Origin of the sequence: Streptococcus sp. 3613 (genome assembly GCF_013277375.1) — a bacterium.
GTDB classification, from domain to species: Bacteria; Bacillota; Bacilli; order Lactobacillales; family Streptococcaceae; genus Streptococcus; species Streptococcus pseudopneumoniae.
In genome coordinates, this window is record NZ_VMMV01000018.1 from 16,068 (window position 1) to 42,925 (window position 26,858).

General features: G+C 35.4%; 22 protein-coding genes, 3 tRNA genes and 1 pseudogene. 9 read left to right on the forward strand and 17 right to left on the reverse strand.

All coding sequences use genetic code 11. The features are described from left to right. Positions 1 to 4 precede the first annotated feature (4 nt). Genes HT708_RS01900 through HT708_RS01930 form a run of 7 tightly spaced genes read right to left on the reverse strand, consistent with a single transcriptional unit; the run spans position 5 to position 6,410 of the window. The gene (locus tag HT708_RS01900; RefSeq protein WP_023936273.1) at positions 5 to 799 is read right to left on the reverse strand and encodes an energy-coupling factor transporter transmembrane protein EcfT; all 795 of its coding nucleotides are present in this window, start codon (positions 797 to 799) and stop codon (positions 5 to 7) included. Beyond that, a complete protein-coding gene (locus HT708_RS01905; RefSeq protein WP_023936271.1) occupies positions 792 to 1,631 on the reverse strand; it encodes an energy-coupling factor transporter ATPase in 840 nt (279 codons plus the stop codon). The genes HT708_RS01900 and HT708_RS01905 overlap by 8 nt, the downstream gene beginning before the upstream one ends. Beyond that, on the reverse strand, positions 1,616 to 2,443 hold the full coding sequence (locus tag HT708_RS01910) for an energy-coupling factor ABC transporter ATP-binding protein (protein ID WP_000835726.1): 828 nt from the start codon (positions 2,441 to 2,443) through the stop codon (positions 1,616 to 1,618). The genes HT708_RS01905 and HT708_RS01910 overlap by 16 nt, the downstream gene beginning before the upstream one ends. Then, positions 2,440 to 2,985, reverse strand: coding sequence for a CDP-diacylglycerol--glycerol-3-phosphate 3-phosphatidyltransferase (gene pgsA, locus HT708_RS01915; protein ID WP_000712127.1), 546 nt, complete (start codon positions 2,983 to 2,985; stop codon positions 2,440 to 2,442). The genes HT708_RS01910 and pgsA overlap by 4 nt, the downstream gene beginning before the upstream one ends. A 10-nt stretch (positions 2,986 to 2,995) precedes the next feature. Continuing rightward, positions 2,996 to 3,838, reverse strand: coding sequence for a cytoskeleton protein RodZ (gene rodZ, locus HT708_RS01920; RefSeq protein WP_172925906.1), 843 nt, complete (start codon positions 3,836 to 3,838; stop codon positions 2,996 to 2,998). Positions 3,839 to 3,879: 41 nt separating this feature from the next. Continuing rightward, positions 3,880 to 5,163: a pitrilysin family protein gene (locus HT708_RS01925; protein ID WP_172925907.1), complete on the reverse strand. Its 1,284-nt coding sequence runs from the start codon at positions 5,161 to 5,163 to the stop codon at positions 3,880 to 3,882. Further along, complete coding sequence (locus HT708_RS01930) at positions 5,160 to 6,410, reverse strand: pitrilysin family protein (RefSeq protein ID WP_166727474.1); 1,251 nt, start codon at positions 6,408 to 6,410, stop codon at positions 5,160 to 5,162. The genes HT708_RS01925 and HT708_RS01930 overlap by 4 nt, the downstream gene beginning before the upstream one ends. 158 nt (positions 6,411 to 6,568) lie before the next feature. Here HT708_RS01930 and yaaA point away from each other — a divergent pair, with 158 nt between their 5' ends. Next, a complete protein-coding gene (yaaA, locus tag HT708_RS01935; protein WP_000455902.1) occupies positions 6,569 to 6,937 on the forward strand; it encodes a S4 domain-containing protein YaaA in 369 nt (122 codons plus the stop codon). Positions 6,938 to 6,939: 2 nt separating this feature from the next. Beyond that, complete coding sequence (recF, locus tag HT708_RS01940) at positions 6,940 to 8,037, forward strand: DNA replication/repair protein RecF (RefSeq protein WP_050261857.1); 1,098 nt, start codon at positions 6,940 to 6,942, stop codon at positions 8,035 to 8,037. A gap of 51 nt (positions 8,038 to 8,088) precedes the next feature. Here the strand turns inward: recF and guaB are convergent, their stop codons facing one another. Further along, a complete protein-coding gene (gene guaB, locus HT708_RS01945) occupies positions 8,089 to 9,567 on the reverse strand; it encodes an IMP dehydrogenase (RefSeq protein WP_000073412.1) in 1,479 nt (492 codons plus the stop codon). 151 nt (positions 9,568 to 9,718) lie between these two features. Next, positions 9,719 to 10,744: a tryptophan--tRNA ligase gene (gene trpS, locus HT708_RS01950; RefSeq protein ID WP_000165458.1), complete on the reverse strand. Its 1,026-nt coding sequence runs from the start codon at positions 10,742 to 10,744 to the stop codon at positions 9,719 to 9,721. A gap of 205 nt (positions 10,745 to 10,949) precedes the next feature. On the opposite strand from trpS, the gene HT708_RS01955 reads away from it, so the two are divergent. Then, positions 10,950 to 12,572 carry an ATP-binding cassette domain-containing protein gene (locus HT708_RS01955; RefSeq protein WP_172925908.1) on the forward strand — a complete coding sequence of 541 codons (1,623 nt, stop codon included), beginning with the start codon at positions 10,950 to 10,952 and terminating at the stop codon, positions 12,570 to 12,572. A gap of 59 nt (positions 12,573 to 12,631) precedes the next feature. After that, the gene (locus tag HT708_RS01960) at positions 12,632 to 15,184 is read left to right on the forward strand and encodes a YfhO family protein (protein ID WP_016397294.1); all 2,553 of its coding nucleotides are present in this window, start codon (positions 12,632 to 12,634) and stop codon (positions 15,182 to 15,184) included. A gap of 29 nt (positions 15,185 to 15,213) precedes the next feature. On the opposite strand, the pseudogene HT708_RS01965 reads toward HT708_RS01960, so the two are convergent. After that, positions 15,214 to 17,856, reverse strand: a pseudogene (locus HT708_RS01965) (YhgE/Pip domain-containing protein). Positions 17,857 to 17,983: 127 nt separating this feature from the next. On the opposite strand from HT708_RS01965, the gene HT708_RS01970 reads away from it, so the two are divergent. Beyond that, positions 17,984 to 18,526 (forward strand): TetR-like C-terminal domain-containing protein, encoded by a 543-nt coding sequence (locus tag HT708_RS01970; RefSeq protein ID WP_119919413.1) that lies wholly within the window; start codon positions 17,984 to 17,986, stop codon positions 18,524 to 18,526. A 40-nt stretch (positions 18,527 to 18,566) separates the two neighbouring features. On the opposite strand, the gene HT708_RS01975 is transcribed toward HT708_RS01970, so the two are convergent. The 7 genes from HT708_RS01975 to rlmH form a co-directional block, all read right to left on the reverse strand. After that, positions 18,567 to 18,640, reverse strand: a tRNA-Asn gene (locus HT708_RS01975). 5 nt (positions 18,641 to 18,645) lie between these two features. Beyond that, positions 18,646 to 18,717, reverse strand: a tRNA-Glu gene (locus tag HT708_RS01980). A gap of 51 nt (positions 18,718 to 18,768) precedes the next feature. Next, on the reverse strand, positions 18,769 to 19,521 hold the full coding sequence (comE, locus tag HT708_RS01985; RefSeq protein WP_000866065.1) for a competence system response regulator transcription factor ComE: 753 nt from the start codon (positions 19,519 to 19,521) through the stop codon (positions 18,769 to 18,771). After that, the gene (gene comD, locus HT708_RS01990) at positions 19,518 to 20,843 is read right to left on the reverse strand and encodes a competence system sensor histidine kinase ComD (RefSeq protein WP_001048117.1); all 1,326 of its coding nucleotides are present in this window, start codon (positions 20,841 to 20,843) and stop codon (positions 19,518 to 19,520) included. Before comD ends, comE begins: the two co-directional genes overlap by 4 nt. 20 nt (positions 20,844 to 20,863) lie before the next feature. Beyond that, the gene (gene comC, locus HT708_RS01995; protein WP_000799687.1) at positions 20,864 to 20,989 is read right to left on the reverse strand and encodes a competence-stimulating peptide ComC; all 126 of its coding nucleotides are present in this window, start codon (positions 20,987 to 20,989) and stop codon (positions 20,864 to 20,866) included. 164 nt (positions 20,990 to 21,153) lie between these two features. Continuing rightward, positions 21,154 to 21,227, reverse strand: a tRNA-Arg gene (locus HT708_RS02000). Positions 21,228 to 21,267: 40 nt separating this feature from the next. Beyond that, the gene (gene rlmH / locus HT708_RS02005; RefSeq protein ID WP_000695932.1) at positions 21,268 to 21,747 is read right to left on the reverse strand and encodes a 23S rRNA (pseudouridine(1915)-N(3))-methyltransferase RlmH; all 480 of its coding nucleotides are present in this window, start codon (positions 21,745 to 21,747) and stop codon (positions 21,268 to 21,270) included. Between the two features lie 182 nt (positions 21,748 to 21,929). Between rlmH and HT708_RS02010 the strand changes: the two genes are divergently transcribed. The 4 genes from HT708_RS02010 (at position 21,930) to dnaN (ending at position 26,796) form a co-directional block, all read left to right on the forward strand. After that, on the forward strand, positions 21,930 to 23,111 hold the full coding sequence (locus tag HT708_RS02010) for a S1C family serine protease (RefSeq protein ID WP_000681604.1): 1,182 nt from the start codon (positions 21,930 to 21,932) through the stop codon (positions 23,109 to 23,111). A gap of 57 nt (positions 23,112 to 23,168) precedes the next feature. Beyond that, positions 23,169 to 23,927 carry a ParB/RepB/Spo0J family partition protein gene (locus HT708_RS02015; RefSeq protein WP_000410378.1) on the forward strand — a complete coding sequence of 253 codons (759 nt, stop codon included), beginning with the start codon at positions 23,169 to 23,171 and terminating at the stop codon, positions 23,925 to 23,927. Positions 23,928 to 24,139: 212 nt separating this feature from the next. Continuing rightward, positions 24,140 to 25,501 carry a chromosomal replication initiator protein DnaA gene (gene dnaA, locus HT708_RS02020; protein WP_023936251.1) on the forward strand — a complete coding sequence of 454 codons (1,362 nt, stop codon included), beginning with the start codon at positions 24,140 to 24,142 and terminating at the stop codon, positions 25,499 to 25,501. Positions 25,502 to 25,659: 158 nt separating this feature from the next. Continuing rightward, the gene (gene dnaN / locus HT708_RS02025; protein ID WP_023940601.1) at positions 25,660 to 26,796 is read left to right on the forward strand and encodes a DNA polymerase III subunit beta; all 1,137 of its coding nucleotides are present in this window, start codon (positions 25,660 to 25,662) and stop codon (positions 26,794 to 26,796) included. The last annotated feature ends 62 nt before the right edge of the window (positions 26,797 to 26,858 follow it).

Here is a 26,858-nt window from a genome sequence, read left to right on the forward strand (position 1 = left end):
GCTACTAAGATTTTAAGAAAAATAAGCAACAACCAAGTACGATAATAACAAGAATGGTCAGCGTATCCTTTAGAGTCCATTTCAATTGTCGGTATTGACTTCTGCCTTTTCCACCCTGATAACCACGCGCTTCCATAGCGATAGCCAAGGAATCCGCACGTTTTAAACTTGTTGCAAAAAGAGGAATCAAAATGGGAATCATCGCCTTTACTTTTTGAACAATGCTTCCTTCACCAAAATCCACTCCACGCGCTTTCTGCGCATTCATAATCCGCGTCGTATCATCCATTAATGTTGGGACAAAACGTAGACTCATGGACAGCATCAATCCAATTTCATGAACTGGAACTTTCACACGCTTTAAAGGCGCTAACAAAGCTTCGACAGCTGATGCTAAACTTAAGGGCATGGTCGTTAAGGTTAACAAAGTTGAAAAGAAAATAATCAATACAAAACGACAAAAAATAATTCCAGCTTGTTGCAAAGCATAATCCGTGATTCTCACAAACGAAAACTCAAATAAAACATTCCCATTAGAAATGAAAAATAGTTGAAAAATAGTTGTGAAGGCAATCAAGAAAAACATAGACTTCAAGCCCTGAATAAAAAATGAAAGAGATACTCCTGACAAGGCAATAAATATCCCTGTCGCTATAAAAAGAATCAGATTCGTCAAGGGGTTATTAGCCCAAAACACAATCAAAATCAGTAGCATCATAGCAAGCAATTTGCTACGTGGATCCAATCGGTGAACAATCGAATCCCCTGGGATATAACGCCCTAAAATCATACTATCCATTTAGCGACTCCTTGAACTCCTCTATCTTAATCGGTAATCGTTTAAATGACACGCCTCTATCAGCCAATCGTTTACAAAAGGCCGTAATTTTAGGTACTCCCAACTGCACTTCTTCCATAAAGACAACATCTTGAAAGACATCACTTGGCTTACCACCCTTAACTAGACGTCCCTTTTCCATCACATAGACTTGATTCGCATGTTCAGCAACATCATCCATCAAATGTGTTACCAAGACGATAGTCATCCCTGACTGGTGGAGTTTTCTGAACAGGGTCATCAACTCTTTTCTCCCTAGAGGATCTAGACCAGCTGTTGGCTCATCTAAGACTAATATAGCTGGTTCCATGGCAAGTATGCCTGCAATGGCGACACGTCTCATTTGTCCACCAGACAACTCAAACGGACTACGATTAAAAAGTGATTCATCAATTCCAACCAAAGCCAGTTTCTCACGCGCAATCTGCTCCGCATCTTCCTCAGAAACTCCAAAATTTTGCGGTCCAAAAGCAACGTCTTTCAAAACCGTTTCTTCAAAAATCTGATTTTCAGCAAACTGAAATACCAAGCCAACCTGTTTTCTAATTTGACGAATATCTTTATTTTTAGAAGTCGAGGTGATTAAGGTATCAAAAACCCTCACACTCCCTTGACTTGGCACCAATAAACCATTTAAGAGTTGTAAAATAGTTGATTTACCACTACCTGTGTGCCCAATTAAAGCCGTATAAGAACCATCTTCAATCGTCAAAGAAACATCCGACAAAGCTGTTGAAGCTAAGGGAGTCCCTTCTTGATATGTAAAACTCACATTTTCTAGAGCAATTCCCATAATTTATCCTCTAGCTCACTTTCTGTCAAATAATTTTCAGGTAAATCATAGCCATTCTGGCTCAAAGAATATTTTACTTGATTGGCAAAAGGATCGTCTAATCCAATTTGATCTAAATCATTTCGAGAGAAAAGTTCTCTTGGGCTACTAGTTGATTCAATTTCCCCTTTTTTCATGACCAATACGCGGTCACTCATGGCAACTTCTTCCAAATCATGGGTAATAGAAATGACCGTCATATCATAGTCTTTCCGAATTCCCTGTACTGTCTCAATCAGTTCTCTACGCCCCTCAGGGTCCAACATACTCGTTGCTTCATCTAAGATTAAAATAGCTGGTCTTAGGGCTACAACACCTGCAATGGCCACACGTTGTTTTTGGCCACCTGATAGACGCGCCGGCTCTCTCTTTTTAAAGTCCAACATGCCAACCAAATCTAGAGCTTCCTCCACTCTCTTTTTCATTTCTTGACGAGAAAGACCCTGATTTTCCAAACCAAAGGCTACATCATCTTCAACAGTCGCTCCAACAAATTGATTGTCTGGATTTTGAAAAACCATACCGATTTGACGACGTATTTTCCAAACATTTTCCTCAGTCAACCGTTGACCATCTATTACAATCTCTCCAGATTCTGCTTCCAGTAAGCCATCAATTAATCGAACCGTCGTTGATTTACCACTACCATTATGCCCTACAATCGAAAGCCATTCTCCACGTTTCACGTGAAACGTAATATCCTTCACATCATAGTATTCTTGACTTTCCTTATAACGAAAAGAAAGATTTTTTACATCAATTATTGATTTCATTTCGAACCAAATGTCCCTTTAAATACATAGGCACTACCCTTGAAATAATCATAGCCAGAGTAGATAGTGAAAAACAAGGCCACATAAAGTAGAACTTGACCAAGCAAAGTCCAATGTAATAGCAAGAAAATAATGGCAAACATCTGACTAAAAGTTTTAATTTTTCCAGGCATTGCTGCTGCTAAAACTGTTCCACCAGTTTCAACCAATAAAAGCCTTAAACCTGTCACAGCCAACTCACGACAGATGATCACTGCAACAATCCAAGCTGGAGCCATACCTAACTCAATCAGCATAATAAAAGCCGACATAACTAGTAACTTATCCGCCATAGGATCTGCAAATTTACCAAAATTACTGACCACATTCCATTTACGAGCTAAATATCCATCTAAATAATCTGTAATACTAGCAATAGCAAAGATAATAGCTGCCACTATATGACTCTCTATCGAATTTCCTATCGTTAAAATAAAGATAAAAATAGGTATAAAGAGAATTCGACCTATTGTTAAAAGATTGGGAATTTGTTCTTTTTTCATTCGTTTTTCCTTAATTTTTAGTAAAGGTTACAGTGATTTGTCCAGTCTGAGCTGTTAATTTCGATAAATCAACAGTCTGATTATCTACTGTCAAAGCAACACCTTTTACAACACCTAAGGTAATTGTTACAGGACTTTTAGTTGCAACTGTTGCTTCTGCACTTTTCTTCTCTGGCGATAAGGTTACACCGCCCTCAAGTTCGCTTTCTGAAACGCTGACCCAACTTGTAACATCTGAAACTGCCAATTGCAATTTAACTGTTTCCTTACTTGTCTTATGAGCGATTTCTACATGATTTCCTTCACCTGATACACTTATAGCTGATTCTATACTAGAAGAACTGCTAGATGAACTACTACTTGAGGAGTGGGGAACAGAGCTAGTTGAACTTATTGAACTTGTTGATTGAACCACACTGTAATTAGAAAGAGAAGGCCCCTCTGGTTGAGTTTGAATATAGTTCCAAACATAATAGGTCACAAAAATTAAAATCGATAAAGCAAAAAGTATAAAATAAAATAAAGGTAAAAATGATGTTTTTTTCTTCTTTTTCTTACTCGAACGTCTACGACCTGTCAACTCGTCTTCATCAACATCTACTTCCTCATAAGTAATCATACTCCCAGAATCATAAGCATCCAAGACAATTTGGTCATCTAACTCAACAGCCCATGCATATTTTCTCAAGAAAGAACGCGTGTAAAAAGGACTTGGAAGTTGATCGAAATCGTCTGCTTCCATTGCTTCCAACATATCTAACTGGATTTCTGTCTTTTTCTGCAATTCATCTAAACTCAATCCCTGATTGATTCTAGCTAATCGTAAAACCTCACCAATTGTTTTTTTCCTCATACTTGTCATCCCTTCTTTCTAGTGTCTATTATGATAGGTTACTACGATGGGAATATTGTAAAATCAACTATGTCACCATCATCTATTAAATGATGTCCAGCATCAAGGACATCCTCTAAAGTAATTTCCTGTAAAATCTTTGGTAAATCAAAAATTGTCTCACCATGTTCAAAAGCATCATATTGCGTTGCAATAAATTCAAGAGAGTTCATGCTACTGAAAAATTCGCCAAACATCTCTCTTTTGATAATATCTAAATGATCCTCTGTAATATCTAAATCCTTTGTAAAATTACGAATGGCCTTCCTAAATTGATGGGATAAAGCAACTGGCTCTTTTGTATCCATTGTCAACATGACAAAATGAAAGCGACTTGTTACTTCAACTTCCAGAGATAAGGACGCATCAATTTTACCTGATTCATATAATTTTTGAAAACGATCCGAAGTCCAACCAAACATCATTGCAAACAATAATTTTAATAAAATATGATGTCGATAGCAATCCGCTTCAGCAACTTCTCGCTTACCTCTAACTCCAATCGCTAGTTTGGGAGAAGATACTTCCATTCTCATACTGTCTGTTTGCTTTACAGCCTGTAAAACAATTTTTTCTCTTACTACTTCCTGAACATCTAAATCTTTCAGTTCTTTTCTTTCAAAGTAACCCTGAACTAGCTCCACATCAAAATCACCAACTAAAAACAGATACATGTTTACAGGTTTGTAAAATCTTGTAAAATTTTCTTGCAAATTAGTTAGATTTATTTGGGAAATGGACTCCTCGCTTCCAACTATATCCGTTGCTAAAGGTGTGCCAGGATATAAATTCGCTAAGGTTGAAAAGAATAAACACGAATCTGGATCATCTTGATACATTTCTCGTTCTTGCTGAATAATATCCTGCTCTCTTAAAATGGAATCTTCAGTAAAATGTGCTGATGTTACCAATTCATCAAGTAAATCTAAATTTTCTAAAAAATGATCCGTTGCTGAAAAAAGATAGCTTGTTTTTGTAAAGCTTGTAAAGGCATTACTATCTGCACCTAGACTCGTAAAAGCCGACATCAAATCGCTAGAATCTTCTCTCTCAAATAATTTATGTTCAAGAAAATGAGCAATTCCCGCAGGATATTCTTTTACATCTCCGTCAACTTCTGTGACAAGCGTATCTACCGAACCAAATTGTACAGTTACACTCCCGTAAACCTCTTTAAATTCCTTTTTAGGCAAAAGAGCAACTGTCAATCCGTTGGCCAAACGAGTTCGATAAATCATTTCTTTTACAGCTGGATAGTATTTTTCTTCAAAAACAACCTTTGTCATTCTATTCCTTCCATAAAGTAAATCGCCTGTAGTTTCACATTATTAGCTGCTCTACAAATAGCATCTTTGTCAACTTGCTCGAGTTTTGCAATCCAACTTTTAAAGTCTGCTGAAGATTTCCCAAGTAAGGCATTTTGATAAGCACGTTCAATCAATGAACCTTGATTATCTTGAGAAAGCAACAAAGACCGACGAATCATTTCCTTGGTCTGCTCTAGCTCAAGCTCTGTAAAATAACCTTTTTTTAAATCAAGTAATTGATTATTCATCATTTTTCGAGCCTGATTCCTATTTTCTCGATTGATACCAGCATACATTCTCAAGAATCCACTAAACAAATCGAGTTGACTTAAAATGGTATAAGCTAATCCAGCATTTTCACGGACATTTGTAAAGAGCTTAGAGTGAGCAAATCCACCAAGTAAACCATTCATTACAATCATGGGTAAATGTTGCTCATCGCCATATTCAGCAGAGCAATAATATCCCAACTCTAAAATAGACTGTCCCACATTTTTCCGAACCATACCTTCCTGAAGGATATTGGAATAAGGTTGACAATACTGAACCTTCATATCTCCTTTTCGAGCTTTAAAGGCAAATGATTCTAATACATTTTGAATTTCAACCTCATTAAAATCACCTAGGAAAAAGAAATCTATTCGATCATTGGCCAAAAATTCTTGGAAACAAGAATAAGAACTTTGTGGAGTTTCAGCTAAAATACGATTTCGTAAATCACTATATTCCAATTGAAGACGTTCATCATGAAAAAACAATTTATCCAATTCTTTATGTGCAAAATAAAAAGAATCATCCATATCAGCTGCTAAACTTGCTAGCAATTGTTTTTTCTCAATTTCAAATAAGGCCGGATCAAACCCATTATCAACTACTACGGGTGAAAAAAGAGTTTCTTTTACAAGTTCCAAAATCTGAGAGGTTAGCACGTTTTTCCTACTTAAAAACTCATCACGAACATAGGTAAATGTCAATTCTATAATGTGGCTTTGCCCTCTTCTGAAACAATTGGTTGACATATCTGTACCGTATAGACTGGCCAAGTATCTCCTCAAATCTTGAGAAGTGGGGTACATCTGATTAGCAGTCTCTAGCATACTTGCACTCAACATGTGACCTGCAATCGTATCAAGGGATAATGGAGCGGTAAAACGCACGGTAATTTTGTTTGTTTTAAACTTTTTTGATTGGATAAAATGTGTTGAAATTCCATGCACTAACTCCATGATTTACCTCCTTATATACAGACTTCTATTATATCACGAAAACCTGAAATTTTCTTGTTCCCTGTAACACTTTTGAAATAAAAATCGCTTACATTTCTCGCTGTCTCTCTCACTATTTTTAGGAAAATATGGTATAATACCAAAGATTGAGGTGAATTATGGAATACAAATTATTTGAAGAATTTATTACCCTCCAAGCACTACTCAAAGAACTTGGAATTACACATAGCGGAGGAGCTATTAAATCATTTCTCTCTGAACATTCTGTTTACTTTAATAGGGAATTAGAGAGTCGTCGTGGAAAAAAACTTCGTATTGGCGATAAAGTTGACATCCCTGACATGAACATTGACATCTTGTTGACACAACCTACTTCTGAAGAACAAGATGAATACCAAGCTGATAAAGTTGAAAAAGAACGGATCGCTAAACTTGTCAAAAAGATGAATAAGGGAGTTAAAAAAGACAAATCGAAACCTGCTTCATCACCAAAAAGCAAACAAGCTCCACGATTCCCTGGTAGATAATCATGTGGCTACAACACCTATCTCTCAAAACTTTTCGTAACTACAAAGAGACGAAAATAGACTTTAATCCTAAATTAAATGTCTTTTTAGGACGTAATGCACAAGGTAAAACAAATATGTTAGAGGCTATCTATTTTTTAGCCTTAACACGTAGCCATCGAACTCGAACAGATAAAAATCTCATTCATTTTGATGAGGAACAACTTCATCTTTCAGGTCTCGTTCAGAAAAAAACGGGATCTATTCCTCTCGAAATTGAACTAACACAAAAAGGACGTGTTACAAAAGTTAATCACTTAAAACAGGCACGACTTTCAGACTATGTAGGACACATGAATGTTGTCTTATTTGCTCCTGAAGATTTACAACTAATTAAAGGGGCACCTTCAGTTCGACGAAAATTCATTGATATGGAGCTTGGGCAAATTAAGCCAATCTATTTATCGGATTTAACCAATTATAACCACATCCTAAAACAAAGAAACACTTACCTAAAATCAGCTCAAAAAATAGATGAAACCTTCCTTTCAGTCTTAGATGATCAGCTAGTTGATTATGGATGTCGTGTAATGAATCACCGCTTAGATTTCATAAAAAAACTAGAATATTTTGGTCGTGAGACACATTTTGAACTTTCTAATCAGATTGAAGAGTTGTCAATATCCTATCAATCTTCTGTAAAGATAACTGACAAGGAAGGCTTATCAGAATCTTTCAAAATTGCTTTAGAAAAAAGTAGGTCCAGAGATTTATTTAAAAAGAATACTGGTGTTGGTCCTCATCGAGATGATATTTCTTTTTATATAAATGGTATGGATGCTAGTTTTGGAAGTCAAGGTCAACATCGTAGTCTCGTCCTCTCGATAAAATTAGCAGAAATCGAGTTAATGGAAAGCATTACTACAGAATCTCCAATATTACTGCTTGACGATGTTATGAGCGAACTTGACAACACTAGACAACTAAAATTATTAGAAACGATTTCTCATTCAATCCAAACCTTTATCACAACAACAAGCTTAGACCATCTTCAAAATCTACCAGAAAATCTAAGTATCTTCACTATTCAAGATGGTAAAGTTATTGTAAATGAAAATTGACAACATTGTAAAAGAACTCCTGTTTCCACGGGAGTTCTTTTCATTGTTTTTTTACATAGAATAATTTGGTGCCTCATTCGTAATTTGTACATCATGAGGATGGCTTTCTTTCAAACCAGCACCAGACATTTCAATAAATTGAGCATTATCGTGTAGTTCTTTAAGGTTAGCTGCACCACAGTAACCCATACCAGAGCGAATACCACCAATCATTTGGAAGACAATATCAGCTGCAGCACCTTTATAAGCAACACGACCTTCAATTCCTTCTGGAACAAGTTTGTTTGCTTCATTGACAGAACCTTGGAAGTAACGATCGCTTGAACCTTTCTTCATAGCAGCAATTGATCCCATACCACGGTAAGTCTTAAACTTACGTCCTTGGAAGATTTCAGTTTCGCCTGGAGCTTCATCAGTTCCAGCAAACATTGATCCAAGCATAACTGCATTTCCACCTGCAGCAAGGGCTTTTACAATATCTCCAGAATACTTGATTCCACCGTCAGCAATAATCGTTTTTCCATATTCACGCGCAACAGCTGCAGCATCGTAGATAGCTGTTACTTGCGGAACACCAACACCAGCAATCACACGAGTAGTACAGATAGAACCTGGTCCAATCCCAACCTTGACAACGTCCACACCTGCTTCGTAAAGTGCGCGCGCTCCTTCAGCAGTAGCAATATTTCCAGCAATCAAAGTACGATCTGGGAAGTGAGCACGAATCTCAGCAATTTTACGCAAGACACCTGCAGAATGACCATGTGCAGTATCAATAACAATCGCATCCGCTCCTGCCTCAAAAAGAGCCTCTGCACGTTCAAATGTATCTGAAGTAACACCTACTGCACCTGCAACTAGAAGACGACCAAACTCATCTTTAGCAGCATTTGGAAACTCAATAACTTTTTCAATATCTTTGATAGTAATCAAGCCAGAAAGACGACCTTCTTCATCTACCAACGGAAGTTTTTCAATACGGTGTTCTTGAAGAATATTCTCAGCTGTTGCAAGGTCTGTACCCACAGGAGCAGTAACAAGATTTTCACTAGTCATATGGTTTGAGATTGGTTGGTTATAATCTGAAATAAAACGAAGATCTCGGTTTGTCAAAATACCAACCAATTTACGATTTTCAAGTGTTTCAACAACTGGAACACCACTGATGCGGTAACGACCCATAAGCTCATCTGCTTCAGCAATTGTATGTTCAGGTGTCAAGAAGAACGGATCAATAATAACTCCATTTTCAGAACGTTTTACCTTACGAACCTCGTCTGCTTGTTGAGCAATTGACATGTTTTTATGGATAACTCCGAGACCGCCTGCACGAGCAATAGCAATAGCCATTTGACTCTCTGTAACTGTGTCCATGGCAGCGGTAATAATTGGGATATTTAAAGTCAGATTATCTGCCAATTTAGTTGTTAAATCTGCATCGTTAGGCAACACATGACTTTCAGCTGGAATAAGTAATACATCATCAAAGGTAAAACCTTTTTTCAAAAATTTAGTGTCCCAATTAGACATTCGAAGTTTCCTCTTTTCTTTCTTTTTGAGCTTGACTCTTTTTATATTGTATCTATCATACCATTCTATAAAAATTTGTCAAATGTTACAGGGGTAAATAAAAAACTATCTTTTCTTCGAGATAGAAATGATAGTTTCTTGTAAAATAAACTTAGTTAAAGTAATGAAGTCCCATTGCTCCTTTAACCTCAGATAGGGTTTGACCTGCAACTTCACGCGCTCTTTCACTACCTTTTTGAAGCATATTATAAACTTCTCCCATATCCTTAGCAAATTCGATACGGCGCTCACGAATAGGACCCAGTTCACGTTCTAATATTTCAAGTAGATAACGCTTGGTCTTCACATCACCAAGACCACCTCGTTGATAATGTTCTTTCATTTCAGCAATTTCTTGAGCATCTTCTGGGCGACCAAAAACATCTAGATAATGGAAAACCATATTTCCTTCAATTTTACCTGGATCCTCAACGCGGATATGATCTGGGTCTGTATACATACTCATTACTTTTTTACGCAAAGTATCCGCATCATCAGCTAAATAAATACCGTTATTGAGTGATTTAGACATTTTAGCATTCCCATCTAAACCAGGCAAACGCCCTGCTCTCTCATTTTCTGGATAAATACCTTCCGGTTCTACCAAGACATCACAGTTATATGCATTGTTAAAAGAACGAACAATTTCACGAGTTTGCTCAATCATTGGTTTCTGATCTGTCCCAACAGGAACATAGTTAGCCTTGAAAGCTGTGATGTCAGCTGCTTGAGCTATTGGATAGACCAAGAATCCTGTCGGAATGCTTTCTCCAAATCCTTTCTGAGCAATTTCTGTCTTGACAGTTGGATTACGCTCCAGACGTGCTAATGAAACCAGATTCATATAATACATAGACAACTCAGCCAGCTCTGGAATCTGGCTTTGAATAAAGATAGTTGATTTACTTGGATCCAATCCAACTGCAAGATAATCCAAAGCCACATTTCCGATAGACTCTACAATGGTTTGAGGATCTTTGGCATGATCTGTCAAGGCTTGTTGGTCAGCCAAGAACACAAACATATCATACTTATCCTCTTCCTGTAATAATACTCGATTTTTGAGACTTCCAACATAATGTCCAATATGCAATTTTCCTGTTGGACGGTCTCCTGTTAAAATAATGGGTTTAGTCATTTTGTTCTCCTTCGATATAGTCCCTTCAATTATAGCATTTTTTTAATGAAATAACCGCAATTTATCAAAATAAATCAACCTTACTATTCACGGATTTGTGTAAAGTATGCTGTAAAATTAATTTACACAAAATTGACAGATAAAAATTTGAATATTTCCGTATTTTCTAGTAGAATAAATATATTACACATATAGGAGAAAAACATTGCTTACAGTATCTGATGTTTCACTACGTTTTAGTGATCGCAAACTTTTTGATGATGTCAATATCAAATTTACAGAAGGAAATACTTACGGATTAATCGGTGCTAATGGTGCCGGAAAATCAACCTTTTTAAAAATTTTAGCCGGAGATATCGAACCTACTACTGGTCACATCTCTCTTGGTCCAGATGAACGTCTCTCTGTTCTTCGTCAAAATCACTTTGACTATGAAGATGAACGTGCCATTGATGTTGTTATCATGGGAAATGAAAAACTTTATAGCATCATGAAAGAGAAAGATGCTATCTACATGAAGGAAGATTTCTCAGACGAGGACGGGGTTCGTGCTGCCGAACTCGAAGGAGAGTTTGCTGAGCTTGGAGGCTGGGAAGCAGAAAGCGAAGCCTCTCAACTCCTTCAAAACCTAAACATTCCAGAAGAATTACACTACCAAAACATGAGCGAATTGGCCAACGGTGAGAAAGTAAAGGTTCTCCTTGCCAAAGCACTTTTTGGTAAACCAGATGTTCTTCTCTTGGACGAGCCTACCAACGGTTTAGACATCCAATCAATTACATGGTTAGAAGACTTCTTGATTGACTTTGATAACACAGTTATCGTAGTATCCCACGACCGTCACTTCTTAAACAAAGTATGTACTCACATGGCCGACCTTGACTTTGGAAAAATCAAACTCTATGTCGGAAACTACGACTTCTGGAAGGAATCTTCTGAACTCGCTGCTAAATTGCTAGCAGACCGTAATGCTAAAGCAGAAGAAAAAATTAAACAATTGCAAGAATTCGTTGCTCGTTTCTCTGCTAATGCTTCTAAATCAAGACAAGCAACATCACGTAAGAAAATGCTTGATAAGATTGAACTAGAAGAGATTGTACCATCTAGTCGTAAATATCCATTTATTAACTTTAAAGCGGAGCGTGAAATAGGTAATGATCTCCTGACAGTAGAAAATCTAACTGTAAAGATTGATGGTGAGACTATTTTAGATAATATCAGTTTTATCTTGCGTCCAGGTGATAAGACAGCGCTTATTGGTCAAAATGACATCCAAACGACTGCATTAATTCGTGCAATCATGGGGGACATTGACTATGAAGGAACTGTCAAGTGGGGAGTAACTACTAGCCGTTCTTACTTGCCAAAAGATAACTCGGCAGATTTTGCAGGAGGAGAGTCAATCCTTGACTGGTTGCGTCAATTCGCAAGTAAAGAAGAAGATGACAATACTTTCCTACGTGGCTTCCTCGGCCGTATGCTCTTCTCTGGAGATGAGGTTAACAAACCTGTAAATGTCTTGTCAGGGGGAGAAAAAGTTCGTGTCATGCTTTCAAAACTCATGCTTTTAAAATCAAATGTCATTGTACTTGATGATCCAACAAATCACTTGGACTTGGAATCTATCTCAAGCTTGAATGATGGATTGAAAAACTTTAAAGAATCAATCATCTTTGCCAGCCATGACCACGAGTTTATTCAAACTCTAGCTAACCATATCATTGTCTTGTCTAAAAATGGCGTCATTGACCGTATCGATGAAACCTATGATGAATTCCTAGAAAATGCAGAAGTACAAGCAAAAGTTAAAGAACTTTGGAAAGACTAAAAAAATTCAAAACTCAGTTGGGTTAACCAGCTGAGTTTTCTATCATTCTACGAGGTAACATGAAATCATTTTTAAAAACATATCGAATCTATTTTATTTCTTTCATCATTCCTGTAGTGATTATGTCTGGAGTATATCTATCTCAAGGTATCTACTGGAATAGCGACAACTCTCCTCTATTAGGAGATGGCTTTCATCAATACGTTATTTTTGATGTAGCCTTACGAAATATCCTACATGGAAATAGTAGTCTGTTTTACACCTTTACAAGTGGTCTAGGGCTAAACTTCTATGCCCTATCTAGTTATTACTTGGGTAGTTTTCTCGCGCCTCTAGTTTACTTTTTTGATCTAACGAATATGCCAGATGCTGTCTATCTGACCACTCTCTTAAAATTTGGATTGATTGGTCTGTCAACCTTTTTTAGTTTGAATAAATTGTTTCAATCTATCCCTCAGACTTTAAAACTAGCCTTATCTACTTCCTATGCTCTGATGAGTTTCACTGTCAGTCAATTAGAGATAAAAACCTGGCTAGATGTTTTTATCTTGATTCCTTTAATTATAACTGGTTTACATCTACTGATAACTGAAAAGAAACTCCTATTGTACTTTACAAGTCTGTCAATCTTATTTATTCAAAATTATTATTTTGGATATATGACAGTATTGTTTCTTATTTTCTGGTATCTCTGTCAAATTTCGTGGGACTTTAAGACTCGAAAATCATCTGTTCTTGATTTCATAGTTATCTCCTTTTTAGCTGGTATGGCTAGTTTGATTATGACTCTTCCCACTCTATTTGATTTACAGACACATGGGGAAAAATTGACTGAAGTTACAAAGTTTCAAACTGAAAGTAGCTGGTATCTTGATCTCTTTGCTAAGCAATTCATTGGTTCCTTTGACACAACAAAGTATGGGGCCATCCCAATGATTTTTGTTGGACTACTTCCCTTTATTTTGACCATTTTATTTTTTACGCTGAAATCTATTAAGTTTCACGTGAAACTCATATATGTAATATTCTTTGCATTTCTAATTGCAAGCTTTTACATAGAAGCTCTTGACTTATTTTGGCAAGGCATGCATACTCCAAACATGTTTTTACATCGCTATGCTTGGATTTTCTCTACCTTGTTAATTTACACAGCAGCAGAAGTCTTAAAGCGTCTGAAAGAACTTAAAGTCTGGAATTTTTTAGTTTCGCTTTTTCTTGTAGTAGCAGGATTTTTAGCTACCATCTATCTAAAATCGCATTATTCTTTTTTAACAGATTTGAATATTCTGCTTACTCTTGAATTTTTGGTTGTCTATTCTCTTTTACTCCTTGCAGTTATCAAAAAGTTTATATCTGTGAATCTATTTGCCATTCTAATCTCTTTATTTATACTGGTTGAAATGAGTTTAAATGCTTCATCTCAAATGGACGGAATTGCTAAGGAATGGGGATTTGCTTCTCGAAGTGCTTATAGTCGAGATATCCCAGCTATGGAATCTTTCTCAACATATATTGGAAATCAATTTACTCGTACTGAAAAACTACAAACTCAGACAGGAAATGACAGTATGAAATTCAACTACAATGGAATCTCTCAATTTTCATCTGTTCGAAATCGTTCATCAAGCTCTACTTTAGATAAACTTGGTTTTAAATCCTCTGGGACTAATCTCAATCTCCGATATGCAAATAATAGTATTTTGGCTGATAGTTTATTTGGTATCCAGTACAATATCTCAGACAGTCCTATCGATAAGTATGGCTTTAAAGATATCTATCAAAAAGATAATCTTACCCTATATGAAAATCAATACTCTCTTCCGATTGCAGTTGCTAGTCAATCTGTTTACAATGATGTCAAGTTCAATGAACATACCTTGGATAATCAGGCCTCATTTTTAAATCAACTTGCTAACGTCAATTTTGATTATTTTTCTCCAATACCTTATGAAAAAACAGAAAAAATAGAAAATACTAATGATTTGATTAGTGTCACAAGTTCTTCAAATGAAGATGCAGCAATCCAGTATCAAATTGAAGTTCCAGAAAACAGCCAAGTTTATCTCTCTTTCATAAACCTTCACTTTTCTAACGATAAACAAAAGAAGGTTGACATCCTTGTAAATGGTGAAAAAAAGACTTTTACAACTGATAATGTCTTCTCCTTCTTTAATCTAGGCTATACTAAAGAGAAAAAAACTTTCAATATCAATGTTAGTTTCCCTGGAAATTCACAAGTATCATTTGAATCTCCTACCTTCTATCGTTTAGATACCAAAACTTTCACCGAGGCAATTCAAAAAATTAAAGAACAACCTGTCACAGTATCAACTTCTAAAAACAAGGTTTTTGCTACATATGATGTCCAACAAGATACATCTATTTTCTTCACCATTCCTTATGACAAAGGTTGGTCTGCCTACCAAGATGGTAAGAAAATAGAAATTAAACAAGCTCAAACTGGATTTATGAAAGTTGACATTCCCAAGGGGAAAGGAACTATTACACTTTCCTTCATTCCCAATGGTTTTATTACTGGAGCAATCTGTTCCTTTACTTCTCTCTTACTATTTGGAATCTATAATCACAGACGAAAGTCATCTAAGGCATAAAAAATCGACCAGTTAATCGGTCGATTTTTTTAATCTTCTTCCATTTTCTTAGGTTGATAGGCTAGTATACCTAAACCAGTAAATAGAGCTAGTATGACAGCAAGGAAAATGACTTGATAATGAATATTTCCTGTCATAGAGATTGTTTGTCGTAATCCCGAAACTGAATAACTCATTGGTAAACAGAGATTAATAGCTCTAAAGAAATCATTTGTCAAAGCAAGTGGGTAAGTACCTGCACTTGATGCTAACTGTAATAAAAGCAAAATAAGAGAAAAGAAAGCTCCTATACGGCTATTCCATGTTGTTAAAGAGGTCACCATGGACATGAATACTAAACTTGTTAATATGATGAGAATAAATGTTTTCATTTCATGATTAGCAGTTAGACCAATAAGATGAACTCCTCCATATACCAAAATCCCTGCTAAAACAGCTATAATACCATTTATTTCAGCTCGAGATTTCAACCAAGCCCAACGGCTCTCCGGATGACATCCTGAAGGCAACTTCGTAAAGATCATATTCGTTGATATTGCTGCAACAAAAAGAACAACTGATATCATATACGGAGCCATTGCAATTCCATTTACAGGAACTTGGTCATTGTCAGTTTTGGAGAGACTGAGAGGATTTGACAAAATCTCTGCATTTTTAGATTCTGTTGATGCTGACTTGAGTTGATCACTAGCATTACCTAATCCTTGTCCCAAAGAAGCAACTCCTGACTGTAAATCTTCCAATCCAGAAGTTAACTTTGTTCCACCTTCTGCAAGTTTCCCAGATCCATCTGCCAATTTATTAGCTCCACTTTCTAATCGAGAAGCACCTGAAATTAACTGACTGGATTTGTCAGCTAGTCGGCTAGATCCTGACTGCAATTTATCAACTCCTGCTATCAATTCTTGACTCTTTTGATTCAATTGGTTAGAGCCAGTTGATAATTTTTCAATACCAGATACTAATTCTGGAGTTTTTTCAACTAATTGACTAACTCCTGCTGTCAAGATAGAAGATTTTTGTGTCAAGGTGTTTGAGCCTGAAACTAGTTGATCCAAACTACCTGTCAAGGTGGAATTCTTTTCACTTAGTTGACTTGCACCTTGAGAAACTTTATCAACACCTGCAGTATATGCGTTTACACCTGATGCAATCGACTGACTAGCAGGAACTAATTTACTCGTCACTGCTCCCTGTATTTCTGTTAATCCACTTGACAATCCTGTCAAAGAAGTAGAAGCAAGCGGTAATACTTGATTAGCTTAATTTTTTAATGTCGAAAGATTTGAAGATTGATTTTGTAAGTTTTCCAAACTTCCCTGTAAACCTTGTACTAAAGCTATTATTGACTGAGCCGATTGAATACTATCAGTCGAATTTTGAGATACAGAAGAACTTATCTCAGCTTGTTGCTCACTTGTCAATGATTGATAAGCTCCTGTCGATTGAATATTAGCTAATGTAGTCGCTTTATCAGACTGAGCACTTGCTAACATTTGATTAGAAAGAGATACTATACTTGATAAAACAGAATCTAATTGTTTTGTATCTCCAATATCAATATTTTGAATAGCTTGATTTAACTGATTCAGACCAGAGGATAATTGATTAATTTGATCTTTTTGCTCGGACGAAGCATCTAACTTGCTAGAAAGTTGTTGAATTCCTTCACTTAATTGCTCCACACCTATTCGAAGTGTAGCTGATTGATTGGATAACTGATTAGCACCTGTGGCAAGACTTCCCACTCCATTTGTATAGGCACTAACACCAGATGAGAATTGATTAAGACCAGTATTGAGCTGATAAACACCGCCAGTATAAGATTCTACACCAATATATAATTGATTAATTCCCCTCACTAATTCAGGATTTTTAGAAGCTAATTGACCTAATCCGCTATCTAATTGACTCACTGCACCAGTATATGTAACTAAACCACTATTAAAATTTCCTAAGCCAAGATGAAGTTGTTCAACACCAGAGACATAAGAGGATAATCCTTTAGTAAACTGCTCCGTTCCATTTGAAAATGTTAAACTTGAAGCTGCTAAAGAGTGTAGGTTAGTAGTTAATGTTTGACTTCCTGTCACTAACTGATTCGCTCCATCAGTTAATTTTTCAATACCAGAAACTGCTTGACTCATGCCATCCTTTAAATCGACCATTTTGTTAAATAAAGCTTTAGTATAGGTCTTGGTTACATTGGTAGAAACATTCTGCTTTAATTGTGTCATAGCAGAATCACTCATCTTGCTGGCAATAAAGCTATGACCACTTGAAGTCTGATAATCAATTTGCATTTGCTCTGGATGGTCCGTTAAAATAGAAGCTGCTTTTTCAGATAAATCACTTGGTAAAGTCACTACCATATAGTAATCGCCATATTCCAATCCCTTCTTTCCTTCCTCTTCATTTACAAAATGAAAATCCAAGGTTTTATTTTCTTTTAAATTGGACACCATGTCTTTTTCTATTGCCATAGTATTACCATTATAGGAAGCCTCTTTATCATTATTTACAACTGCCACGGGTAAGTCAGACAATTGCTCATATGGGTCCCACATTGATGACAAAAATATGATATTGTACAGAGCTGGAATAAGAGAAATCCCGATCATGACAATAATAAAGGTTGGTTTTTTAAAAATTGATTTCCATTCTTTAAACATAGTTTCTCCTTTTTTAAACATATTGTCTAAAATTTTGATATAATAGATTATACATTAAAAAATCTAAATTACAAGATAAAAAATCTATTTTTAGACATATAGTCTAATTTGTTTATAAGGAGGAAATATGAAAGAAAGTAACAAACGCTTAAAAACAAAGCGAACTATTGAAAATGCTATGGTACAATTACTGATGGAACAGCCATTTGATCAAATTTCTACTGTCAAGTTAGTAGAAAAAGCCAGAATTAGCCGTTCCAGCTTCTATACGCACTATAAGGATAAGTATGATATGATTGAGCACTATCAAAGCAAGCTATTTCATACATTTGAATATATTTTTCAAAAACATGCTCATCACAAAAGAGACGCTATTTTAGAAGTTTTTGAATATCTAGAGTCAGAACCACTTCTGGCTGCCCTTCTTTCTGAAAATGGGACTAAAGAAATCCAAAATTTCTTACGAAATAAACTTCATATCATGCTCAGTACAGATTTACAAAAGCGATTTATGCAACTGAATCTAAATACCACTGAATTAGAATATAGTAGCATCTATCTAACTCATGCACTTTTTGGTGTCTGCCAAACTTGGATTGCACATGGAAAAAAAGAAAGTTCTCAAGAAATAACAAACTTCCTTATGAAAATGCTTGGTGATACAAATTGATACAAAAAGAGGAACACAGCTGTGTTCCCTTTTATCTATACTCCGCCAGTAGGACTCGAACCTACGACATCATGATTAACAGTCATGCGCTACTACCAACTGAGCTATGGCGGATAAAATAGTCCGTACGGGATTCGAACCCGTGTTACCGCCGTGAAAAGGCGGTGTCTTAACCCCTTGACCAACGGACCTTCTATCTGTAGCAGATATAACCATTATATCAATTTCTTGCTAATTGTCAATCACTTTTGAGATTTTTTCTCTAAAATATCTTTTAATTTTCTAATTTTTAATCTTGAAATAGGACAACGATGATCTTCATAGAAAACAATTTCTAGATTTTTTCGATCAATCTCTCTAATATTGCCTATATTTACCAAAAATGACTTATGAGGAGAATAAAATCGCTGAGTATGTTTGTCCTTTTCCTGAATATCTGTCATAGTACCGTAAAACTCTTTGGCAAAATTCTTACCAATAATACGTAATTTATGAGAGACTCCTGTCGTTTCAATATACAAAATATCATGGTAAGGGATTTTTAAATCATTTCCCTTGTAATTGTAGTCAAAATAATCCACCACATCTTCATTTTCAAGTAACATACTCTTCGTGTAAAAGATATTTTGCTCAATTCTCTTCTTAAACATCTCATCGTTGATATCCTTATCAACAAAATCTAGGGCTGATACCTGGTATTTATAGGTTAGAGTCGCAAACTCTGATCGACTGGTGATAAAGACGATAATAGCGTAAGGATTGTAATGACGAATGAGCTGAGCCACTTCAAATCCCTTTTTCTCAATTCCATGAATATCAATATCTAGGAAATAAAGCTGATTTACTTCATCGTTTTCAATGTATTCTTCAAATTCACGGACTTTTCCCGTTGTCTTGTATGATATTGGAATATTCGATTCTTTCGAAATTTCATCCAATATTCTCTCTAGTCTCACTTGATGTTCAATAACATCTTCTAAAATTAAAACTTTCATTCAAATTCCCTCTTACATCTAATGATTTGTCTAAATGTACTGCCTTCCATCTCTGTTTCTAAAATAATATTGTTGTACTTATCTAGTAGTTCCTTCACATTATTTAATCCGACTCCGCGATTTCTTCCCTTAGTGGAGAATCCTAAGGCAAATAGATTTCCTGAAGGAGTCATCGTCATTTTACATGAATTCTGAATCACAATCACTGTTTCAGTTTCCATCTTAATAACTGCTACTTCCATCTGCTTTTTATAACTATCAGCCGATCCTTCGACAGCATTGTTCAATAAAACACTCATAATACGAACCAAATCCAATAGTTCAATTGGGAGCTTGGTAATCGTATCTTTTACTTCCAGTGTAAACTCTACACCATTATTTCGAGCATAGACAATGGACTGAGCAACCAAACTTCGTAAAGCTGAATCTTCTATGTTGTTCAAATCAAAGTAAGTGTACTTATCTGAACGCAGTTTGTGATTAGCTTTGACCAAAACTTCATTGTAAACTCTGTCAATTTCTTGTAAATCACCACTGTCAATTGCCATCTGCATGCTGACAAGCATTCCAGCATAGTCATGTCGAAAACCACGGATTTCATTATACAGTCCGACAATTTCGTCTGTATAGTTTTGTAAATGTTTCTGTTCAAATTTCTTCTGCTTCAAAGCAATCTCTTTTTCCATTTGTTCTTTATGCGAATTCATTGCAAAGAAGGTCAAAAGTAACGAGATAAAAACAATAGATGACAAAATACTTCCAAAACTATTCAAATGTTTAACCGTACTTACCATATCTGAAACGAAAGATACAATATGGAGCAGTAGTAAGGCAAAAAATACTTTTTTCAAGAAAGGATAGAGGTAGTCTTTGTCAAAATAGGCTAGTTCCAAATGGAAATAATGAATGATTTTTAAGACAACAAAATAGGTCAACACCGTTACAACGAAAAAGAATGGGGCATGATATTGTGAAACAAAATTGTCTCCTGTTATAGAAGAGAAAGTTACGGACAGAAAGTTATGAGTGCTCTCATATAAAAGAGATAGTAGTAAACTTAGGAATAGTCCTCTATCCCTCTCATACTGTTTAATCCATCGAAAATAGGAATATAGGCCCAAAGGAAATAAAAATCTTTCAATCACTATTTCATCTAAATATAGAAGATAAAAGGAAAGTTCAAGTACTGCTTCTACTAGTAATGTATAGAGACCAAAAAAATATAGTTCCTTTGATTTTATTTGACCTTTACAAATTAAACGGTAACTGTGACTAATAATTAAAAAATGACCAATAACTGTCCCAAATCCAAATAAATTCATTACTCTTTCCCCTTATTTTATTACTTTTTTCTTGGGAAAATAAAATCACGGAGGATTTTTGGAAGTCTCATTTCCCCACCTTTAATCTTTTGCAAGTCTTTTTCCTTCAAGGCTACAAACTGTTCCAATTTAACTGTGTTTTTCATAATAAAATCTCCTAAAATGTTTTTTCTTGTAAGCTAACTTACAAAAACCATTATACAAAATGGAATTTCGTTTTAGATAAAATTCTCTCAACTGTCATTTTTTTCTCCCAAAGTGTACTTTTTTAAGAAAAAAGCCGGGAAAATTCCCAGCTTTGCTATTATATTGATCCCAGCAGGATTCGAACCTGCGACCGTTCGCTTAGAAGGCGAATGCTCTATCCAGCTGAGCTATGAGACCTAACACAATTATTCTACCAAAAATTCAATTAAAAGTCAATTTATTTATGATAGGGTGATCCCTGCTGAATCGTAAAAGCGCGATAGATTTGTTCAACAAGAACTAGTCTCATTAACTGATGGGGCAAGGTTAGGCGACCAAAACTGACAGAAAGATTGGCTCTATTTTTTACAGCTGATGACAATCCTAAACTTCCCCCAATAATAAAGGTAAGAGTAGAAAATCCTTTTATAGAAGCTTCTTCTAACTGCTTACTAAATTCTTCTGAAGAGAACATTTTCCCTTCAATAGCTAATGCAATAACAAAATCACGGTCAGCAACTTTTGATAAAATTCTCTGACCTTCTATTTCTAAAATCTTTTGATTTTCTGATTCACTGGCCTTATCTGGTGTTTTTTCATCTGATAACTCAATCATTTCAAACTTAGCAAATCTAGAAATTCGTTTTGAATACTCTGCGATACCATCTTTTAAATACTTTTCTTTCAGTTTCCCAACTGTTACAACTTTAATTTTCATGACTCTATTCTAACATATTCTCTATTTTTTCACATCTTATTCACAAAATAAAAAATAGATTTCAATTAAGAAAATCACAGCTTCAAAAGAGTTATCCACAGTTTGTGTAAAACTTTTGTGTTTAAGTTATAATTAAGCTAGTCAGTTTATACTTTCAGTAATTCAAACATATGGAGGCAAATATGAAACATCTAAAAACATTTTACAAAAAATGGTTTCAATTATTAGTCGTTATCGTCATTAGCTTTTTTAGTGGAGCCTTGGGTAGTTTTTCAATAACTCAACTAACTCAAAAAAGTAGTGTAAACAACTCTAACAACAATAGTACTATTACACAAACTGCCTATAAGAACGAAAATTCAACAACACAGGCTGTTAATAAAGTAAAAGATGCCGTTGTATCCGTTATTACTTATTCAGCAAATAGACAAAATAGCGTATTTGGCAATGATGAGACTGATACAGATTCTCAGCAAATCTCTAGTGAGGGATCTGGCGTTATTTATAAAAAGAATGATAAAGAAGCTTACATCGTCACCAACAATCACGTTATAAATGGCGCTAGCAAAGTAGATATTCGATTATCAGATGGGACTAAAGTACCTGGAGAAATTGTCGGAGCGGATACTTTCTCTGATATTGCTGTCGTCAAAATCTCTTCAGAAAAAGTGACAACAGTAGCTGAGTTTGGTGATTCTAGCAAGTTAACCGTAGGAGAAACTGCTATTGCCATTGGTAGTCCGTTAGGTTCTGAATATGCAAATACTGTCACTCAAGGTATCGTATCTAGTCTTAATCGAAATGTATCTTTAAAATCTGAAGATGGACAAGCCATTTCTACAAAAGCCATCCAAACTGATACTGCTATTAATCCAGGTAACTCTGGTGGCCCACTGATCAATATCCAAGGACAGGTTATCGGAATTACCTCAAGTAAAATTGCCACAAATGGAGGAACATCTGTAGAAGGTCTTGGTTTTGCAATCCCTGCAAATGATGCTATCAATATTATTGAACAGTTAGAAAAAAACGGAAAAGTGACGCGTCCAGCTTTGGGAATCCAGATGGTTAATTTATCTAATGTGAGTACAAGCGACATCAGAAGACTCAATATTCCAAGTAATGTTACATCTGGTGTAGTTGTTCGTTCGATACAAAGTAATATGCCTGCCAATGGTCACCTTGAAAAATACGATGTAATTACAAAAGTAGATGACAAAGAGATTGCTTCATCAACAGACTTACAAAGTGCTCTTTACAATCATTCTATCGGAGACACCATTAAGATCACTTACTATCGCAACGGTAAAGAAGAAACTACATCTATTAAACTTGACAAGAGTTCAGGTGATTTAGAATCTTAATTGACATCTATGTAAAGAAAGCTTTACATAAGAGAAAAGATGTGTTAGTGTAGAATCATGGAAAAATTTGAGATGATTTCTATCACAGATATACAAAAAAATCCCTATCAACCCCGAAAAGAATTTGATAGAGAAAAACTAGATGAACTAGCACAGTCTATCAAAGAAAATGGGGTCATTCAACCGATTATTGTTCGTCAATCTCCTGTTATTGGTTATGAAATCCTTGCAGGAGAGAGACGCTATCGGGCTTCACTTTTAGCTGGTCTACGGTCTATCCCAGCTGTTGTTAAACAGATTTCAGACCAAGAGATGATGGTTCAGTCCATTATTGAAAATTTACAGAGAGAAAATTTAAACCCAATAGAAGAAGCACGCGCCTATGAATCTCTCGTAGAGAAAGGATTCACCCATGCTGAAATTGCAGATAAAATGGGCAAGTCTCGTCCATATATCAGCAACTCCATTCGTTTACTTTCCTTGCCAGAACAGATTCTCTCAGAAGTAGAAAATGGCAAACTATCACAAGCCCATGCGCGTTCCCTAGTTGGGTTAAATAAGGAACAACAAGACTATTTCTTTCAACGGATTATAGAAGAAGATATTTCTGTAAGGAAGTTAGAAGCTCTTCTGACAGAGAAAAAACAAAAGAAACAGCAAAAAACGAATCATTTCATACAAAATGAAGAAAAACAGTTAAGAAAACTACTCGGATTAGATGTAGAAATTAAACTATCTAAAAAAGACAGTGGAAAAATCATTATTTCTTTTTCAAATCAAGAAGAATATAGTAGAATTATCAACAGCCTGAAATAAGGCTGTTCTTTTATTTTTTTATCTCACAAGGTTATCCACTATGTTTTTCGATAAAAAGCTTAATAAATCAATAATTTTTTCTTTTATCCCCAACCTGTGGATAAAGTTTGGTAACATTGTGGATTATTTTTCACAGCTTGTGGAAAATTCTTGCTATCTATGGTAAAATATCTCTAGTATTAAACTTTTAAATAGTAAAGGAGGAGAAAAGATTGAAAGAAAAACAATTTTGGAATCGTATATTAGAATTTGCACAAGAAAGACTGACTCGATCCATGTATGATTTCTATGCTATTCAAGCTGAACTCATCAAGGTAGAGGAAAATGTTGCCACTATATTTCTACCTCGCTCTGAAATGGAAATGGTCTGGGAAAAACAACTAAAAGATATTATTGTAGTAGCTGGTTTTGAAATTTATGACGCTGAAATAACTCCCCACTATATTTTCACCAAACCTCAAGATACGACTAGCTCACAAGTTGAAGAAGCTACAAATTTAACTCTTTATGACTATAGTCCAAAGTTAGTATCTATTCCTTATTCAGATACGGGATTAAAAGAAAAGTATACCTTTGATAACTTTATTCAAGGGGATGGAAATGTTTGGGCTGTATCAGCCGCTTTAGCTGTCTCTGAAGATTTGGCTCTGACCTATAACCCTCTTTTTATCTATGGAGGACCAGGCCTTGGTAAGACTCACTTATTAAACGCTATTGGAAATGAAATTCTAAAAAATATTCCAAATGCACGTGTCAAATACATACCTGCTGAAAGCTTTATTAATGACTTTCTTGATCACCTAAGACTTGGGGAAATGGAAAAATTTAAAAAAACCTATCGTAGTCTTGATCTTTTGTTAATCGATGATATCCAGTCACTCAGCGGAAAAAAAGTCGCAACTCAGGAAGAATTTTTCAATACCTTTAACGCCCTTCATGACAAGCAAAAACAGATTGTCCTAACCAGTGATCGTAGTCCAAAACATTTAGAAGGGCTCGAGGAGAGGCTTGTCACGCGCTTTAGTTGGGGATTGACACAAACTATCACACCCCCTGACTTTGAAACACGCATTGCCATTTTACAAAGTAAAACGGAACATTTAGGCTACAATTTCCAAAGTGATACTCTAGAATACCTAGCTGGGCAATTTGATTCAAATGTTCGAGATCTTGAGGGAGCCATAAACGACATCACTTTAATTGCCAGAGTAAAAAATATCAAGGATATCACTATTGATATTGCTGCAGAAGCTATTAGAGCTCGAAAACAAGATGTTAGCCAAATGCTCGTCATCCCAATTGACAAAATCCAAAATGAAGTTGGTAACTTCTATGGAGTTAGTGTCAAAGAAATGAAGGGAAGCAGACGCCTTCAAAACATTGTGTTAGCCCGTCAAGTAGCCATGTATTTATCTAGAGAACTAACAGATAATAGTCTTCCAAAAATTGGGAAGGAATTTGGTGGAAAAGATCATACAACAGTTATTCATGCCCATGCTAAAATTAAATCTTTGATTGATGAAGACGATAATTTACGCTTAGAAATTGAATCAATCAAAAAGAAAATCAAATAAGTTGTGGATAACTTTTACTTTATTATCTTTTTTATCCACATTTTTTAAACAAGCCAAAAAACTTGATATGACTTGTTTAAAGTCTGTTTTCCACAGATTTCACAGACTCTATTATTACTATTATCCTTCTAATACTAAAAATAAATAAAGGAGAATCCATGATTCATTTTTCAATTAATAAAAATTTATTTCTACAAGCCTTAAATACAACTAAAAGAGCTATTAGTTCTAAAAATGCCATTCCTATTTTATCAACTGTCAAAATTGACGTGACCAATGAAGGTGTTACTTTAATTGGTTCAAATGGTCAAATTTCAATTGAAAATTTTATTTCTCAAAAAAATGAAGATGCTGGTCTATTAATTACTTCTTTAGGTTCGATCCTTCTTGAAGCTTCTTTCTTTATCAATGTGGTATCTAGCCTACCTGATGTAACTCTTGATTTTAAAGAAATTGAACAAAATCAAATTGTTTTAACCAGCGGCAAATCAGAAATTACCTTAAAAGGAAAAGATAGTGAACAGTATCCACGAATCCAAGAAATTTCAGCAAGCACTCCTTTGGTTCTTGAAACAAAATTGCTCAAGAAAATTATCAATGAAACAGCTTTTGCTGCAAGTACACAAGAAAGTCGTCCAATTTTAACAGGTGTTCATTTTGTATTGAGTCAGCATAAGGAGCTAAAAACAGTGGCAACAGACTCTCATCGTCTAAGCCAGAAAAAATTAATGCTTGAGAAAAATAGTGATGATTTTGATGTCGTGATTCCTAGCCGTTCTCTACGCGAATTTTCAGTGGTATTTACAGATGATATCGAAACTGTAGAGATTTTCTTTGCCAATAACCAAATCCTCTTTAGAAGCGAAAATATTAGCTTCTATACTCGTCTCCTAGAAGGAAACTATCCTGATACAGATCGCTTGATTCCAACAGACTTTAACACTACTATTACTTTTGATGTGGTAAACTTACGCCAGTCAATGGAGCGTGCTCGTCTTTTATCAAGTGCGACTCAAAATGGTACTGTGAAACTTGAAATTAAAGGTGGTATTGTTAGCGCCCATGTTCACTCTCCAGAAGTTGGTAAAGTAAACGAAGAAATCGATACTGATCAGGTTACTGGTGAAGATTTGACCATTAGTTTCAACCCAACTTACTTAATTGATTCTCTTAAAGCTTTAAATAGCGAAAAGGTTACCATTAGCTTTATCTCAGCTGTTCGTCCATTTACTCTTGTGCCAGCAGATACTGACGAAGACTTCATGCAGCTCATTACACCAGTTCGTACAAATTAAGTGAAAGAGGTTGAGCTTAGCTCGCCTCTTTTATGATATAATCGAAAAAGAAAAGGAGAATA